Source organism: Pseudoalteromonas sp. SG43-6 (assembly GCF_014164365.1).
Classification (GTDB): domain Bacteria; phylum Pseudomonadota; class Gammaproteobacteria; order Enterobacterales; family Alteromonadaceae; genus Pseudoalteromonas; species Pseudoalteromonas rhizosphaerae.
The window spans coordinates 1-247 of the sequence record NZ_JACJEZ010000230.1 but is presented as its reverse complement, the minus strand read 5'-3'; the positions used below and the strand labels follow the sequence as shown (position 1 = coordinate 247).

1 protein-coding gene is annotated in these 247 nt (G+C 39.7%); it reads right to left on the bottom strand.

Annotation, left to right across the window (positions count from 1 at the left end; all coding sequences use genetic code 11):
- Positions 1–247 (bottom strand): DDE-type integrase/transposase/recombinase (locus tag H5201_RS22890; protein WP_182785481.1); only part of this gene is annotated, 247 nt, incomplete at both ends.

Below are 247 nucleotides of genomic sequence, written 5' to 3'. Positions count from 1 at the left end.
CACTTATAACTGAATGATGATTTATAAATGACAGGCGATTCAGTCGCTCTGTTTTTAAACTTCTAAAAAATCGCTCCATTACTGCATTATCCCAACAATTACCTCGACGACTCATACTTTGCGTTATAGTTAGTTGTGATAACCGAGCTCTAAACGAGGCCGCAGAATACTGACACCCCTGATCGGAATGAAACATCAGTTGATTAAGAACCGGCTGTTGACGCTTAATAGCATTATTCAATGCTGC